Genomic DNA, 15,426 nt, shown 5'->3' on the forward strand with positions numbered 1-15,426 from the left:
AAGATAGTAGTTTAGAGATAGTATCTGTCAACTAGTATGATGAGGGACGTGACTCGCAACGTTCGTACCTACGACCACTTCTGTTTGACCGCGCGCGCCTTGGAGCGCGTCGGCGATCGTTGGAGTCTGCTGGTGGTTCGCGACCTTCTCACCGGCGCCAAAAGGTTCACGGACCTGATGGACCGCCTCGGCGGGATCACTCCCAAGACGCTGAGCCAGCGCCTGCGCGAGCTTGAAGACGCCGAGATCGTCACCGCCGACCGCGAGCCGGGCCGGCGGGAAGTCTGGTATCACCTGACACCGACCGGAGCCGACCTGGGACCTGTCGTCGATGCGCTCAACTGGTGGGGGGTGCGGCACTCCTGGCGCCTGCCCCAGCCGGGCGAGCCGCTGCACGCCGAGCACCTGCTCCGCGCCGCCATCCAGGCCATCGACCTCGCCACCGATGATCACGAACCAGCCCGCTGGTACTTCCGGCTCGACGATACGGACTACCTGGCCGAAAGCGACGGCCACCAGTGGTCATTCACCGCGAAAGCTCCACCCGCACCCACGTGGGCCGACGTCACGATCACCGCGACCACCGAAGCCCTGACCGCCTGCATCTTTGCCCGGTCGGACCTCGGCGTCGACATCACTGGCGAGACTGAGCCAGTACAACGATTCCGGCAACTGATCGGAACCCTGGCCGCCGTCGTACATCCCGGCTAGACGCGCTTCCGCGACGATCGGACACATCAGACTCGCGTTGGTCATGCACCTGCGCAAACGACTGTTATGGGCGGGTGTGCGCGATGTCGCCGGCGCTGCGGCGTGGTGTCGTTGCCCAGGACGGGAGCCAGGCCGTTTCGGGGAGCGGTGTCAGGCTTGCGAAGTGGTTGATGATCGCCCGAAGTCCCGGATGCGGATTCGTTCTGGGGAACATGAGGGAAAGCGGGTAGGCGAGCGTCGGGTTCACGATCGGGATGCGGCGTAGGTCGTGGTTCGTCGGCCAGATGTACCGGTCGCGCGCGCCGACGAGGGTGGCCAGGTCGGCGGAGTCCGCGAGGGCGTCGAGGAGTACCTCGTTACCGAAGTTCGGGCCTGCCGCGTCGATGCGGAGGTCGAAGGCGGTGGCGAGCTGATCGTAGAACTCTGCCCATTCGCTTCGGGGCACGATACCCGGCACCCAGATCCGAAGCTTGCGCAGCTGGGGTGGTGTCAGAGTGCGTGCGGAGGCAAGCGGATGCCTGGGGCCGACGAGGAGTTCAAGCGGGGAGTCGAAGGCGTGGATCATCTGCACGTCACGCGGCAGCGTGGCCAGATCGGTGACGGTACGGAACGAGGCGTCGATATCGCCTGCCTGGACGGCGGCGGCCACCACGTGAGGGTCGTTGACCCTGAGGGTCACCACGTCGAGGTCAGTTTCGGGATGCGACCGCCAATAGTCGTGCAGAACCACGGCCTGCGCGCTTCGCAGGCCTAGAACGTCGATCCGAAGGGCCCGCGAGCCCGGCCTGACCGCGATGACGGCGCGATCAACACCCGCGACGATACTCCGTGCGTGTGGGAGGAACGCCTGGCCGTCGAGCGTCAGTTCGACCCCTCGGGCGGTACGGGTGAACAGGCGGACCTCCAGTTCGCGCTCGAGGGCGGCGATCCGCTTCGAGACCGCCTGTTGTGTCACGCCCAGCTCGTCGGCCGCGTGCTGCAACTGTCCGAGCTCGGCCGCCCGGACGAACGATCGCACTGCCTCCGTATCCATCGATCCAGCTTATGCCTGCCCAACGGATCGTTGTGGCTCGCCGAAAGGTGGTTGTTTGATCCTGCTGTCCTGTAGCCGATGTGATTGAGGGACCCAAACATCGGTTGTTGCGGAGGGAGTCATGTGCGCGTGAAATTGGGGTCCGGTTTCGGCTGGCTGTGGTCGGCCTACGCCGTCAGCACGTACGGCACGTGGATCGCCTTCGGAGCGTTCCCGCTCATCGCGGTTCGAGTGCTGCACTCGTCGGCATTCGCGGTTTCGCTTCTGGAGGCAGCCGGGCTTGCCGTCGCGGCGATCACGGCGTTCCCGCTCGGGCCGTGGGTCGAGCACCGGTCCAAGCGTCCCGTGATGATCGCGATGGACCTGGCTCGGTTCCTCGCGATGGCGAGTGTTCCGGTCGCGTACTCCCTCGGCTTGCTGTCGTACGGCCAGCTGCTGGTCGTCTCGGTCATCTCCGGAACCGCAAGCATCGCCTTCACCGCCGCATCCGGCGCGTACCTGAAATACCTCGTCCGCAGCGATCACCTCCTTACCGCGAACGGGAGATTCGAGGGCACGAGCTGGGTGGCGACCGCGGCCGGACCGCCCCTCGGCGGCGCGCTCATCGGGCTGCTCGGCCCGGTCATCACCATCATGGCCGACGCCCTCAGCTACCTGCTGTCCGCGCTCGCGGTCCTCCGCATCCGCGGAGGCGACGTCGCGTCACCCCGCGACCCGGCCACCAGGTCGCGCGGAGCCGACCTTCTTGGTGGCTGGCGGTTCATCCTCCACGACCGCGCACTACGGTGCCTGTTCCTCAACTCGATCCTGGTCGGCGGCCTGATCATGGCCACCGTCCCGCTCCTGGCCGTCCTCCTGCTGGGCGAATACCACTTCCCGGCCTGGCAATACGGGCTTGCCTTCGGCATCCCGGCACTCGGCGGCTTCGTGGGCGCCCGCCTCTCCGCACGCCTCGTGAAGCGTTACGGCCGGCACCGGGTCATGACCGTCTCCGGCTGGCTGCGATCGCTCTTCCCGCTCGGTCTCGCGTTCATCCATCCCGGCATCACCGGACTCCTCACCGTGATCATCATCGAGGGCCTGCTGATCACATGCATGGGCATCTTCAACCCGATCTACGCCACAGAACGCCTGCAACGGACTCCCACGGATCATGCCGCTCAAGTCCTCAGCGCATGGAGTGTCAGCAGCAAACTCGTGCAGGCCACCCTCATGGTGATCTGGGGCATCCTCGCCACACTCACCAGCCCCCTCGCCGCGATCACCATCTCCGGCGTTCTCCTGCTCGCCACCCCGCTCTTGCTGCCCAAACGGACACACTTGCTCGACCCTGAACCCGCCCTGTCGGCCGAAGACGTCCCGGCCGCATGACTCGTGCCAAACACCCTCGTCACCCAAGGAGAGACAGAGACATGACCGTCACCACCCCGGCGCTGGACCCTCGGACGACCGCACTGCTCGTCATGGACTACCAGCAGGCGATCCTCGCCTCGCTTCCCGAGCCGGCCGATCCTGAAGCGCTGCTGACCCGAGTCGCCGGCACCATCGCCGACATGCGCGCGCACGGTGCTGCCATCGCCCACGTGCGGGTCGGCTTCACCGAAGCCGACTGGACGGCGATCCCACCCGCCAACAAGACGTTCTCCTTCATCGGCCGGCAGCACCTCATGCACCACGAGGAACCCGAAACCGCCTTCCACGATCAGCTCGCCTCCGAGCCCGGCGACATCACCGTCCGCAAGACCCGCTTCGGCGCCCTGTCCACCACAGACCTCGACCGGCGACTGCGGGATCGCGGCATCACCACCCTGGTCATCGCCGGCATCACCACCAGCGGCGTCGTCCTGTCCACCGTCACCGACGCCGCCGACCGCGACTACCGGCTCTACATCCTGTCCGACTGCGTCGCCGACCCGGACCCGCAAACCCACCACACCCTGATGACCGGCATCTTCCCGAGGATGGCCCACATCATCGACACCGCCGAACTGCGCTCGATCCTGCACGAAAGCCACCCCGGATTGTCAGCGACCGACAGGGCTTAACCGTCGATGACGATCAGCACCCTGTCAGAGTGGTCGCCGTCAGCGGCCAGATTCAACACCGGGCCACCTGATGCGGCTCTGCGGGACCTGGAGCCGGGCTGGGTCGTGAGGACGGCGGTGTCGCAGCTGGCGGCCGCATCGGCGAGCCGGACGGACAGCAGCGCGCTCTGGATGCCGCGACAGCGATGCGCGGTCGTCTCGCAGAGCGCTTCCCGGACAGCCGGCTCCTCGTGGACGTACCGGCCGAACAGCCGGCTCACGACGGCCGCCGTCGGGTGAGTGGACGACGAGGCTTAGCCTGGCAGAGTGAGTGTTCCCGCTGGTGGCTACACCTTCGGCCCGGAGTCCGGCCGGCTCCTGGTCAAGACGACGCGTACCGGGCTGGGAGCGAAGGCCGGGCACGACCTCACCATCGAGGTGACCCGCTGGAGCGGCGAGGCCACGGTCGACGTGGCTGATCCGGGCGGCTGCTCGGTGGTCGCTGAGATCGACGCAGGGTCGCTCGAGGTTCGCGAGGGCACCGGAGGCGTCAAGCCGCTCACCGACTCCGATCGGGCGGACATCAAGGCGAACATCCAGCGGAAGGTCCTCCACACCGACCGGCACCCGGCGATCACGTTCCGGTCGACGCGTGTGGAGGGCACTGCGGCGGCGTTCCGCCTCGAAGGCGAGCTGACCATCGCCGGGGTCGCCCAGCCGGTCATGGTGACGGGCCGGCTGGGCGACAGCCGTGTGCACGGCTCTGCGACCGTCACCCAGAGCAGGTGGGGCATCCGGCCCTACTCGGCGTTCTTCGGCGCGCTCAAGCTCAGCGACGACGTCGAGGTGGAGTTCGACGTCGACCTGGTCCCCAAGGCGTGAGCCGCCGCCTTTCACTACTGCCACTTCGGAATCCGCCCGGTGGCGCCCCGGTAGCCCAGAGCGGCGAGTTCCCCGGCGATCAGCCGGTAACCCCCCCAGCGGATTCTCCCGGGCCAGACGAAGGCCCCTGGGGCGCCGCCGTACCAGATGGGCGTGCCAGCGCAGCAGCGTGCCCGGCGTCACGAACAACTGCCGACGACCGGCTGGAGACAGCAGGCGCGATGAAACGGTCAACGTTGATAGTCCCCATGCCGGGCACGTAAGCAGTCGTGTCGACCGGTTTTCGTGGCCGCTTTTCGGGGAAGATCACCATAAACGCCCCAAAAGGGGATATATCGCACTAGGTGGGCGCCGGTGGTTCGGCGGGTGAGGGAGGGGTTCCCATGGCCCCACGTCGGTCCGGGTTCCGCGAAGAATCTCTGCTCGGCTCCTGGCGGATGCCATGAGCGGGATGGACGCGTCGCCGGTTCCTGCCCAGCCGGGCAAGCCTGAGCCCGACGGGCAGCGGCTGCCCGAAGGCCGTCCGGCCTGGCACGAGGTCGACGCGGCGATGGTGGCCCAGAACTTCGGCGTCCGGCTCGAGCAGGGCCTCAGCACGGAGACCGCGCGCGATCGGCTGCGCAGTCACGGCCCCAACAAGCTGGCCGGCGGCAAGAAGGAGTCCGCCATCCAGGCGTGGCTGCGCCAGTACCAGGACTTCATGCAGATCATTCTGCTCGCCGCCGCCGTGATCAGCCTGCTCGTCACGCGTGACGTCGGGACCTTCGTGGTCCTTGCCGGGCTCACCGTCTTCAACGCGGTGATCGGGCTGCGCCAGGAGGCCAAGGCGGAGGAGAGCGTCCAGGCGCTTTCCCAGATGATGAAGACGGTCGCGCGGGTCCGCAGGGACGGCCAGGCCGTCGAGATCGACGCCGAGGACCTGGTCCCCGGTGACGTGGTGCTGGTGGAGGCCGGCAACCGGGTTCCCGCGGACGGCCGGATCTGCCTCGCCGCGACCCTGGAGATCGAGGAGGCCGCCCTCACGGGCGAGAGCCTGCCTGTCGCCAAGAGCACCGAGCCGGTGCAGGGCAAGGATGTGCCGCTCGGGGATCGCACCTGCGTCACGTACATGAACACCTCCGTCACCCGAGGGCGCGGCGAGCTGGTCGTCACCGCGACCGGGATGGACACCGAGATCGGCCACATCGCGAACCTCCTCGCCACCACGGAAGCCGACAAGACGCCGCTGCAGAAGCAACTGGACGCCCTGTCGAAGATCATCGCGACCATCGCCGGCATCGCTCTTGCGCTGGTGGTCGTGCTCGGGCTGATCCGTGGCGCGTCGTTCAACACCCTGTTCATCACGGGCGTGGCGCTCGCGGTCGCCGCGATCCCGACAGGCCTTCCCGCGGTCGTCACCGCGCTGCTGTCCATCGGCACCCGGGAGATCGCCCGCCGCAACGCGATCGTCAAGCGCCTGCCGGCCGTGGAGACCCTGGGTTCGACCTCGGCGATCTGCTCGGACAAGACCGGGACGCTGACGCTCAACAAGATGACCGCCCGCGAGCTGGCGATCCCGGGCCAGCACCGGTTCACCGTGTCGGGCGAGGGGTACGGCATCGCCGGCGAGGTCAGGCACGTCGGCGGGGAGCACCTCGACCTGGACCCGTACCTGCTGCCGATGATCCTGTGCGCGGACGCCGTGCTCGACGGCGAGAACCTGATCGGGGACCCGACCGAGGGCGCCCTGATCGTGCTGGCAGCCAAGGGCGGCCTCGACATCGAGGAAACCCGGGCCACCTATCCGCGGGTCGCGGAAGTCCCGTTCGACTCCGACTACAAGTTCATGGCGACCTTCCACGAGATGACCGGAGCACACGGGCAGCCGGTCGTCCGCTGCTACGTCAAGGGCGCTCCCGACGTGCTCATCTCCCGCAGCACCTCCTACCGGGCCCCTGACGGCTCCCTCGTCCCGGTGACCGACCAGAACCGGCACCTCGCGCTGGAGGGCAACGACCGCATCGCCGCGGCGGGCGAGCGCGTCATGGTGGTGGCCCAGCGCGATTTCGACCCGGGCACGTTCGACCCGCAAGGCGAGCTCATCGGCTCGGTGCGCGAGCTGACGTTGCTCGCGATGGTCGGGATCGTCGACCCTCCGCGCCCGGAGGCCAAGGCCGCCATCGCCGAGTGCACCCACGCCGGCATCCGGGTACGGATGATCACCGGCGACCATGCGACGACTGCCGCCGCGATCGCCCACGAACTCGGCATCTCCGGCCGGGCCCTCACCGGGGCCCAGTTCGCGTCGCTCACCGACGACCAGCTGCTCGAGCAGCTACCGGACATCGGCGTCATCGCGCGGGTGGCCCCGGAGGACAAGCTGCGCCTGGTCCGGCTGCTCCAGCAGTCCGGCGACGTGGTGGCCATGACCGGAGACGGGGTCAACGACGCTCCCGCTCTGAAGGCGGCCGACATCGGCGTCGCGATGGGAATCACCGGCACCGAGGTGTCGAAGGAAGCCGCGGTGATGATCCTCACCGACGACAACTTCGCCACGATCGTGGGCGCGGTGCAGTACGGCCGTGCCCTCTACGACAACCTGCTCAAGTACCTGCGTTTCCAGATGTCGACGCTGGTCGCCTACATCGCGATCTTCATCGGCGCCGGCGTCGTCGGTATCGCCGGCGGCACCCCGCTCAACCCGCTGCAGATCTTGTGGGTGAACATGGTGGTGGACATCCCGGTCGCGATCGCGCTCGGCTTCGACGAGCAGGCACGTGGCCTGATGAGCCGCGCGCCCCGGCCGATCGGCGCGCCGATCCTGACCCGGGCGAACTGGGTCCGGCTGTGTGTCCAAGGGGCCGTGATGACGGTCGGGTCGCTGTCCGCCTACCAGATCGGCGCCGCCCACGGCGCTGTGGTCGGCGCCACCCTGCTGCTGACCACGCTGTCGCTCTTCCACGTCGCCGCTGGACTGCTGGCCCGCGATCAACGCGGCACGATCTTCGCGCGGTCCGCCATACCGGGACCGACCCAGCTGCGCAGGTACGCGCTCTCCCTGCTCGCGATCATCGCGGTCACCGGAATCGGGCTCCTGCAGCGCATCTTCGACACGACCGACCTGAACTTCGCGCAATGGTGCATCTGTATCGGCATCGCCGCCACCCTCGTCGTCATCGAAGAGCTGCTCAAACTCGTCCTGCGGCACCGTGACCGAAGGAGCGGGGCGACCGGCACCGCCGCCGACCAGCGCGTCCTCAGCCCCCAAAGAGCATGACCCAGGCTGGGACGGCCACCTGCGCGGCTCGTTTTCGAGGGCATGTGTCGCTATAAATGCTCCTTATGGTGATCATGCCCCTCCAACCCGGTGACCCCGGGCAGATCGGGCGGTTTCGGTTGGCGGGGCGGCTCGGCAGCGGCGGCCAGGGAGTCGTCTTCCTCGGCGAGGACGGCTCTGGGGGCCGCTTCGCCGTCAAGGTGCCGCATCCGCAGTCGCTGGCCGACCCCGAGACCAAGGCCAGGTTCGCGAGGGAGTTGGAGATAGCCCGCGGCGCGGCTCCCGCCTTCACCGCCCGGGTGGTGGAGGCGGTGCTCGAGGGCGGCCAGCCGTACATCGTGAGCGAGTACGTCGAGGGCCCGAGCCTGCGCGAGCGGGTGGACCAGCGCGGGCCGCTCAGTCCCGACGAGGTGCACCGGCTGGCGACGGGGCTGGCCTCGGCGCTGTCGGCGATCCACCAGGCCGGGATCGTGCATCGCGATGTCAAGCCGGACAACGTGCTGCTGGGCCCGGACGGGCCGCGCCTCATCGACTTCGGGATCGCCCGGCTGCCGGGCGGCACGCTCACCTCCTCCGGGCAGATCTTCGGGACGCCGCTGTACATCCCGCCGGAGGTCTTCGAGGGACAGCGGGTCACGGCCGCGGCCGACGTCTTCGCCTGGGGCGCCGTGGTGGCCTACGCGGCGCAGGGCCGGCACGCCTTCGGCGGCGGCGAGGTACCCGCGATCATGAAGCGCATCCTGTCCGGCGAGCCCGACCTCGGCGGCGTGCCGGAGCTGATCCGGCCCGCCGTGGCCGCCGCCCTGGCCAAGCAGCCTGCTGTACGGCCGAGCGCCGTCGATCTCCTCGTGCGCCTCGTCGGCGGTCTGCCGGCGCGCCCGGAAGGTGAAACGCAGCGCAAGGAGCCCCGGCCGAAGCGCCGCGTTGGCGTGCTCCTCGCAGCGGCGGCGGCGGTGATGCTGGCCGGCGCGACGACCGCCGTGCTGCTCTGGCCCCGCCAGTCGGCCGGGATGGCCGCCGGGCCGCCGGCGCGTGCGACCGTCACCGTCACCCCGGAGACGCCGCCGAGCAGCGCCGCCCCCAGCCCGGACGCGCCCGGCGACGACGATCCGAAGCCGATCACCGGGAAGGAGGTCAAGGGCCCCACCGGCCCGGTGCCGCCCGCGATCAACGAGAAGGACCTGCGCGCCTACTACCAGGTCTCCGCGGCCGAGCACGGGCGCCTGGCCAAGCTCCTCAGCGGCCAGGGGTTCCGCCCGCTGTCGCTGTCGATCACCGACCAGGGCTACACGGCCCTGTGGCGCAAGGTGCCGGGCCCGGCCTACGTGACGGCGCACAACCTGTCGGCCAAGGGCTACAAGGACTTCTTCGACAAGTGGACGGCCAAGGGCTACCGCGAGGTCGTCGCCGCGGCCCACGACCTGCCCGGCGGGCCGGTGTTCGCCGCCGTCATGGAGAAGCGCGAGGGAGGCTTCATGGCCTACCACAGCATGACGGCCGACGTCCTGCGCCGCCGCAACACCGAGGCCGTGGCCAAGGGCTACATTCCGGTCTCGCTCAGCGCCCACGGCACGGCCGGGAAGGTCCTCTACGACGTCGCCTGGGTGGCCAACGCCGACCGCCTCGACTGGACGATGACCATCGGTCAGGACGCCGACCGGTACCAGACCGAGTTCGACCGACGCGCCAAGGAGTACATCCCGCTGGCCACGGTGGATGAGAAGGGCCTGATCACGGCGGTGTGGACGCAGAACAACGGAGGATGGTGGAGCAACACCGCCCTGTCGGCGCAGCGGCACCGCGACAAGATCAAGGAGTTGGTCGGCCAGGGCTACCGCCCCGTCGCGATCACGGCCAGCCAGGTCGGCGACCGCGTTGTCTACTCCCTGACCGCCCGCATGGAGTCCTAAGGGGTCGGGAGCCGATCCGGTGCAGGGTTTCGGCGGCGGTCAGACCCGCCGCCGGAGCACCCACGACCACGATTCGTGAAGGTCGGCTCACGACGGGTTCAGCGCGATCGCCAGCGCCGGGCAGATGCGGGCGGCCTCACCGACGTCCTCCTGCAGCTCGAGTTCCGGGCTGTTTTGGAGGAGCACGACGATGCCGTCTTCGTCGCGCTGGTCGAATACTTCTGGGGAAATGAGGACGCATTGCCCCGAGCCGATGCACGCGTCTTGATCGACGGTGACCTTCATACGCTTTCTCCTTCTGTGATTTACCAGGTGACGGGCAGTTCGCGCACTCCGTAGAAGACGGCGTGCTCTTTGAACGTCAGGTGTTCCATCGGTACGGCCAGGGCCAGCGTGGGGATGCGCCGGTAGAGGGTGCCGTAGACGACCCGCAGTTCTACTCGGGCCAGTGGCTGGCCCAGACACTGGTGGACGCCATAACCGAAGGCGACGTGGTGGCGGGCCCTGCGGTGGACGTCGAAAGCGTCGGGGTCAGGGAAGGCTGACGGGTCCCGGTTGGCGATGCTTTTCACCACGATGATGCCCTCGCCCTTGCGGATCACCTGGCCGCCGATCTCGAGATCTTCCCGCGCGACGCGGCGGGCTTCGGTGTGGGTGATGGACAGGTAGCGCAGGAGTTCTTCGACGGCGTTGGCCACCAGCGCGGGGTCGCCGTCGCGCACCGCTTTCAGCTGCTCCGGGTGCGCCAGCAACGCAGCCGTGCCCAGCGCGATCATGTTCGCGGTGGTGTCGTGTCCGGCCACCAGCAGGAGTTGACCCATCGTGGAGATCTCCCGCCGGGTCATCGCGCCGCTCCGGTACTGTTCGACGGCCAGCCTGCTGAGGACGTCGTCGCCCGGCTCGGCGTTCTTCTTGTCCACCAGCGCGTCCAGGTAGAGGTTCAGTTCCTCGCTGGCGGCCATGGCCTGCGCGGGGTCGCCCTCATCCATGACGAGCGCGCCCGCCACACGCTGGAAGAAGACTCGGTCGGCGTACGGCACGCCCAGCAGTTCGCAGATCACCAGCGAGGGAACCGGTAGCGCGACCGCCTCCACCAGGTCGGCCGGGTTGGGGCCGGCGAGCATCTGATCGATGAGGTCATCGACGATCTGCTGGATCCTGGGCCGCAGCGCCTCCACCTTTTTGATCATGAAGTCCGCGGTCATGAGCCGCCTCTGTGTGGTGTGCTCCGGTGCATCCATCTGCATCAGGGTCTTCATCTGCGCGTCGCGTGCCTTGCTCACCGCGTTGGTGTGCGGGAAGCCGGGTTGTGCGACGTCGACGCTGACGCGCGGATCGGCGAGCACCGCGCGGGCATCCGCGTACCGGGTGACCATCCACGGGGTGCTGCCGTCCCACAGTCTCACTCGCGAAACCGGCGCTTCTTCGATGCGGCGGCCCAGCTCCGCTGCCGGATCGAACGGACACTCCGTCGCACGGGCCATCGGAAACATCGGCATCTGTGGCGGGGCATCGGTCATGGGTTCTCCTTGCATCGAACAGGGGATCGGTCACGGGCTTTGCCGGCGCAGGGCCAGTACGGATGGCTCCGTGTGGCTCGCTCGATTTGCGGCATGGGCGGTGAGGGCGCCGATCGCGCAGACGATCGCGAATCCGAACAGCACGTACCGTGCCGCGTCGAGCATCAGCCCGCCGCCCAGGTTGACCAGAATCCCGGCCACCGCCGTGCCGAACGCGATCGCCAGGCTCGTCACGGTGGCGATCGCCGCCGACGCCCGCCCTCCTTCCTCCGGATCGGAAGTGCTGGACATCGCGGCTACGGACAGATGCGGGTACGCGAGGCCGATTCCCGCCCCGGCGACGAAGAGCACCGGCACCCACACGAGCACCAGCCAGATCGGCGTGTCCTCGCGCTGCAGCAACCCCTGGACGAGGAGGCCGGCGGCGAGCAGCACCGGGCCGAGCACCCGCAGCCGGCGCACTGCACGGACCCCCGTCACCGACGAACTGCCGATCTGGGTCACCGACCAGCCGAGCGAGATGGCCGCGGCGAAGAACCCCGCCACGAGCGGCGGCAGCCCTGCCAGCCGCTGGCCGAACAGCGGCAGGAACGACTCGACCGCGACTCCGAAGGCCAGCAGCGCCAGCGTCAGGTAGACCCACTTCAACGACGAACCCCGCTGGTACGTCGTACGCGGGAAGACCCGCAGCGCGCTGCGCCGCTCATGGACGACGAAGCCGGCCACCAGCAGCAGCGCCACTCCGATTACGGCCGCCTTCGTGAGGGTGCCGGCCACGACCCCCGCCACGCTCACGGCCCCGGAGGCGGCCGTGACCAGCAGCAGCGACCCGGCCGGAATCGGCACCCGCGTGTCGCCGCGTTCGCTGCGCGGCAGGACGCGGGGCACGATCGCACCGCACCCGGCCCCGATCACCGCCATCGCCGCGAACGCCAGCCGCCACGACCCGAACTGGGCGAACAACCCGCCGAGCGCCGGACCGGCGAAGTTCCCCACGCCGTACATCGCCGACATCAGCGCCGCGCCGCGCGTCCACAGCCGGGCCGGCAGCGCCGAACGGATCACGGCGAACCCCAGCCCGGACAGCAGCCCGGCGCCCAGCCCCTGCGCGCCGCGGGAGACGAGCAGTACCGCCATCGCCGGGCTCAGCGCACAGGCCAGCGAACCCGCCGTGAACATGGCGAAGCCGAGAAGATAGGCGCCGACATTCCCCCATCGGTGCAGGAATCGGCCGGTCAGCATCGTCGCGATCACCATGGCGACGAGGTAGACCGTCATGTTCCAGGCATAGAAACTCGCACCGCCGAGATCGGCCACCGCGGTCGGCAGCAGGCTCGCCGCCAGATAGATGTTGATCGCACCGACCAGTACCCCGCCGGCCAGCACAATCGCCGCGCCGAGATACTCCCGGCCCAGCAACTCCCGCCACGCGGGTGGGGCGGAGGGAGACGTGAGGCTCACGCGATTCGTTGAGAGTCGCCTTGTGCCTCGATGCGCTTTTTCGTGGTCGTCAGCACTCATGCTTCAAGGCTGTCGTTGAACTGATTCCGGAGACTTTCGCCGGCTGTCGTCTACGGGTGCTGGGCCGATGGATGAGAAAGCCTCAAGCGCCGGTGGAACTTTGCCTGATCGCACCAGCGTGCTGTGGGCTCCATCTGCCGCCCGCTTGGAACCACGGTGCGGGTCGATGGGTTCACCGGGTTGGCCGAGCCGGCCCGCAACCTGGCGTGAGAATCCCTGCTGCGGCTGTCATCCGGTTCAGGCCCTCGGCGAGTAAGGATCAGTGATGGATGGATTCGCTGAGTATGTGACAGCCCGGTCGGGGCGGCTGCGCCGTACGGCCTATCTGCTCACGGGTGACTGGGGCATCGCCGAGGACCTGGTGCAGGCCGCGCTGGCCAGGGCGTGGCAGGCCTGGCGGCGCATCAAGGGCGACCCAGACCCGTACGTCTACCGCATCTTGACCAACACGCACGCCTCATGGTGGCGCAGGCGCTGGCGTGGCGAGGTGCCCACGGAGCGGCTCCCCGACGCCGCCGCCGGCGGCGACTTCGCCCGCGAGTTCGGTGAGAAGGACGCGCTCTGGGCGGCGATCAGGGGACTGTCGGACCGGCAGCGGGCGGTCATCGTCCTGCACTACTTCGAGGACCTGACGCTGCCGCAGTGCGCCGACGTGCTCGGCTGCTCGCTGGGCACGGTGAAGACCCAGCTCGGGCGGGCGCTGACGCGGCTGCGGGTGCACCCGACGATCGAGTTGATGGGGGTGGAGCAATGAACCATACCGAAGACGACCTGCGCGAGCTGCTCGCCGAGCGCACGGCGTACGGACCCGGAGGGGACATGGACGTGGCCGAGATCGTACGGAGGGGTAGGCGCGGCATGCTTGCCAGGTGGGGCGCGGGCGCGGTGCTGGCGGGGGCCGCCGCGACCGTCGCGGTGTGGGCGCTGCCGGGGGCGGTGACGGCCCCCGCGCCCGCACCGGCGGACCAGCCCATCGCTGTGGCCACCCCGTCGAGCACGACCTCTGCGGCACTGCCGCGCGTGCCCGAGCCGCCGGCCAGTCTTGACGGCCTACCCAGGATCGGGGGTGTGATCAACAGCATGTCCGCGACCGGAACGGACATCAAGGTCAAGCCGACCAGCCACGCCGCCACCGTGGTCGTCACCTGCGCGAACCCGCAGTCGTGGGTGGTCACGGCGGTCGACGGCGGCCAGGCGGGGCAGGTCACCCGGTGCCAGGGCGGCGTGGCCCGGCACGCCTACAGCCGAAGGTCGCTCCCCTCCGGATGGTCGAACGGGCGCTACTCCATCCGCGTGTGGGTCTTCCCTCCCACCGAGCTCATCGGGCAGACGTCACTGGACGGCTGCGCCGTGGTCGACAAGCAGAAGGGAACCTGCAACGGCAGGTACGCGGCTCAGGAACTGGTCAGGTACGACGTCGCCCTGGAATTGGCCGCCGACCTGGGAGTCAGACCCGGAGCATGGGCCGCGGGGGTCTACGACGGAAGCTGATGGGACGTCACCTGGGCGCCGCCACGTTCGGATCCACCTCAACGCCTACGTGCCGATCTTGCAGACCGCGCGCAGGTGGTGGCGTTCCTCCTCACGACGCCTTCGAGGCGTCGCTGGGAGAACCTGGGCTCGGCCGGGCTGCTGTGCCGCGAGGCTCAGTCCCCGGTCGGGGGGACCGGCTGGAGGTAGACCGCGGAGGCGATCGGGACGCGTTCGCGGATCTGCCGCTCCGCCTCCTCCAGCGTCCGCGCGGCCTCCCCCGAGCTTTGCGCGGTCCGCATCGTGACGTGCGCCGCCACGAGCAGGTCCTCTGGCCCCAGGTGCAGAGTGCGCAGGTGAGCGAAGCCGCGGATGGACGCCTCGTTGGCGAGGATGTCCCGGATCTCCCTCTGGACAGCCGGTGACGCGGCCTCGCCGATGATCATGCTCTTGGTCTCCTTGGCGAGGATCACCGCCACGGTGATCAGCAGCAGGCCGATCGCGACGGAGCCGCCCCCGTCGAAGGCTCCGTTACCGGTGATGGCCGACAACCCCACGCCCACCACCGCGAACGTCAGCCCGGCCACCGCGGCAGTGTCCTCCAGCAACACGACCGGCAGCTCCGGCGCCTTGGTCTCGCGGATGAACCGTGCCCACGACCGTCCTTCGCGCACCCGGTTGGAGCTGCGTACGGCGGTGCGCAGCGAGAGCCCCTCCATGACGATCGCGGCCACCAGCACGCCGATGGCCCACGCCCAGCTCTCCAGCGGGCGCGGATGCGCGATCTTCTCGTAACCCTCGTACAACGCGAACAGACCGCCGCCGAAGAACAGCACCACCGACACGAGGAACCCGTAGAAGTAGCGCTCGCGACCGTAGCCGAACGGGTGGGCCTCGCTGGGCTCCCGTCCCGAGCGCTTGCGGCCGAGCATCAGCAGCAGCTGGTTGGCGGTGTCGGCAACGGAGTGGATGCCTTCGGCGAGCATGGCCGAGGACCCGGTGAAGACGAACGCCACCATCTTCGTCACGGCGATGCCCAGGTTGGCGGCCAGCGCCGCCAGGGTCGCCCGCTTCGATCCGTGGTCCGACATGGTCACCC

14 protein-coding genes are annotated in these 15,426 nt (G+C 68.9%); 8 read left to right on the plus strand and 6 right to left on the minus strand.

All coding sequences use genetic code 11. The features are described 5' to 3' along the window. Positions 1 to 48 precede the first annotated feature (48 nt). Positions 49 to 711: a winged helix-turn-helix transcriptional regulator gene (locus ACIBHX_RS47290; protein ID WP_397074958.1), complete on the plus strand. Its 663-nt coding sequence runs from the start codon at positions 49 to 51 to the stop codon at positions 709 to 711. A 64-nt stretch (positions 712 to 775) separates the two neighbouring features. On the opposite strand, the gene ACIBHX_RS47295 is transcribed toward ACIBHX_RS47290, so the two are convergent. After that, complete coding sequence (locus tag ACIBHX_RS47295) at positions 776 to 1,744, minus strand: LysR family transcriptional regulator (protein WP_397074960.1); 969 nt, start codon at positions 1,742 to 1,744, stop codon at positions 776 to 778. An 84-nt stretch (positions 1,745 to 1,828) separates the two neighbouring features. Between ACIBHX_RS47295 and ACIBHX_RS47300 the strand changes: the two genes are divergently transcribed. Next, complete coding sequence (locus tag ACIBHX_RS47300; RefSeq protein ID WP_397074962.1) at positions 1,829 to 3,115, plus strand: MFS transporter; 1,287 nt, start codon at positions 1,829 to 1,831, stop codon at positions 3,113 to 3,115. 41 nt (positions 3,116 to 3,156) lie between these two features. After that, complete coding sequence (locus tag ACIBHX_RS47305) at positions 3,157 to 3,789, plus strand: cysteine hydrolase family protein (RefSeq protein WP_397074963.1); 633 nt, start codon at positions 3,157 to 3,159, stop codon at positions 3,787 to 3,789. Here ACIBHX_RS47305 and ACIBHX_RS47310 read toward each other — a convergent pair. Beyond that, positions 3,786 to 4,049, minus strand: a complete 264-nt coding sequence (locus tag ACIBHX_RS47310; RefSeq protein ID WP_397074965.1) for a hypothetical protein — start codon at positions 4,047 to 4,049, stop codon at positions 3,786 to 3,788. The genes ACIBHX_RS47305 and ACIBHX_RS47310 overlap by 4 nt on opposite strands. Positions 4,050 to 4,095: 46 nt before the next feature. On the opposite strand from ACIBHX_RS47310, the gene ACIBHX_RS47315 reads away from it, so the two are divergent. From ACIBHX_RS47315 to ACIBHX_RS47325, 3 genes are all read left to right on the plus strand, one after another. Beyond that, positions 4,096 to 4,650, plus strand: coding sequence for a YceI family protein (locus ACIBHX_RS47315; protein ID WP_397074967.1), 555 nt, complete (start codon positions 4,096 to 4,098; stop codon positions 4,648 to 4,650). A 451-nt stretch (positions 4,651 to 5,101) separates the two neighbouring features. Next, positions 5,102 to 7,906 (plus strand): cation-translocating P-type ATPase, encoded by a 2,805-nt coding sequence (locus ACIBHX_RS47320; RefSeq protein ID WP_397074968.1) that lies wholly within the window; start codon positions 5,102 to 5,104, stop codon positions 7,904 to 7,906. Positions 7,907 to 7,980: 74 nt separating this feature from the next. Beyond that, positions 7,981 to 9,816, plus strand: a complete 1,836-nt coding sequence (locus ACIBHX_RS47325; protein WP_397074969.1) for a protein kinase — start codon at positions 7,981 to 7,983, stop codon at positions 9,814 to 9,816. An 87-nt stretch (positions 9,817 to 9,903) separates the two neighbouring features. On the opposite strand, the gene ACIBHX_RS47330 is transcribed toward ACIBHX_RS47325, so the two are convergent. The 3 genes from ACIBHX_RS47330 to ACIBHX_RS47340 all read right to left on the minus strand — a co-directional run bounded on the left by ACIBHX_RS47330 (position 9,904) and on the right by ACIBHX_RS47340 (position 12,797). Further along, positions 9,904 to 10,101: a ferredoxin gene (locus ACIBHX_RS47330; protein WP_397074970.1), complete on the minus strand. Its 198-nt coding sequence runs from the start codon at positions 10,099 to 10,101 to the stop codon at positions 9,904 to 9,906. A gap of 20 nt (positions 10,102 to 10,121) precedes the next feature. Then, positions 10,122 to 11,222, minus strand: a complete 1,101-nt coding sequence (locus tag ACIBHX_RS47335) for a cytochrome P450 (protein WP_397074972.1) — start codon at positions 11,220 to 11,222, stop codon at positions 10,122 to 10,124. A gap of 144 nt (positions 11,223 to 11,366) precedes the next feature. Next, complete coding sequence (locus ACIBHX_RS47340) at positions 11,367 to 12,797, minus strand: MFS transporter (RefSeq protein ID WP_397074973.1); 1,431 nt, start codon at positions 12,795 to 12,797, stop codon at positions 11,367 to 11,369. 325 nt (positions 12,798 to 13,122) lie between these two features. Between ACIBHX_RS47340 and ACIBHX_RS47345 the strand changes: the two genes are divergently transcribed. Next, complete coding sequence (locus tag ACIBHX_RS47345; RefSeq protein ID WP_397074974.1) at positions 13,123 to 13,611, plus strand: SigE family RNA polymerase sigma factor; 489 nt, start codon at positions 13,123 to 13,125, stop codon at positions 13,609 to 13,611. Continuing rightward, positions 13,608 to 14,348 (plus strand): hypothetical protein, encoded by a 741-nt coding sequence (locus ACIBHX_RS47350; RefSeq protein WP_397074975.1) that lies wholly within the window; start codon positions 13,608 to 13,610, stop codon positions 14,346 to 14,348. Before ACIBHX_RS47345 ends, ACIBHX_RS47350 begins: the two co-directional genes overlap by 4 nt. Before the next feature lie 155 nt (positions 14,349 to 14,503). Here the strand turns inward: ACIBHX_RS47350 and ACIBHX_RS47355 are convergent, their stop codons facing one another. Beyond that, entirely contained in the window at positions 14,504 to 15,418 is a 915-nt protein-coding gene (locus tag ACIBHX_RS47355) for a cation diffusion facilitator family transporter (protein WP_397074977.1), read from the minus strand. Between the last annotated feature and the right edge of the window lie 8 nt (positions 15,419 to 15,426).

This window comes from Nonomuraea sp. NPDC050536, assembly GCF_044457685.1.
Classification (GTDB): Bacteria; Actinomycetota; Actinomycetes; order Streptosporangiales; family Streptosporangiaceae; genus Nonomuraea.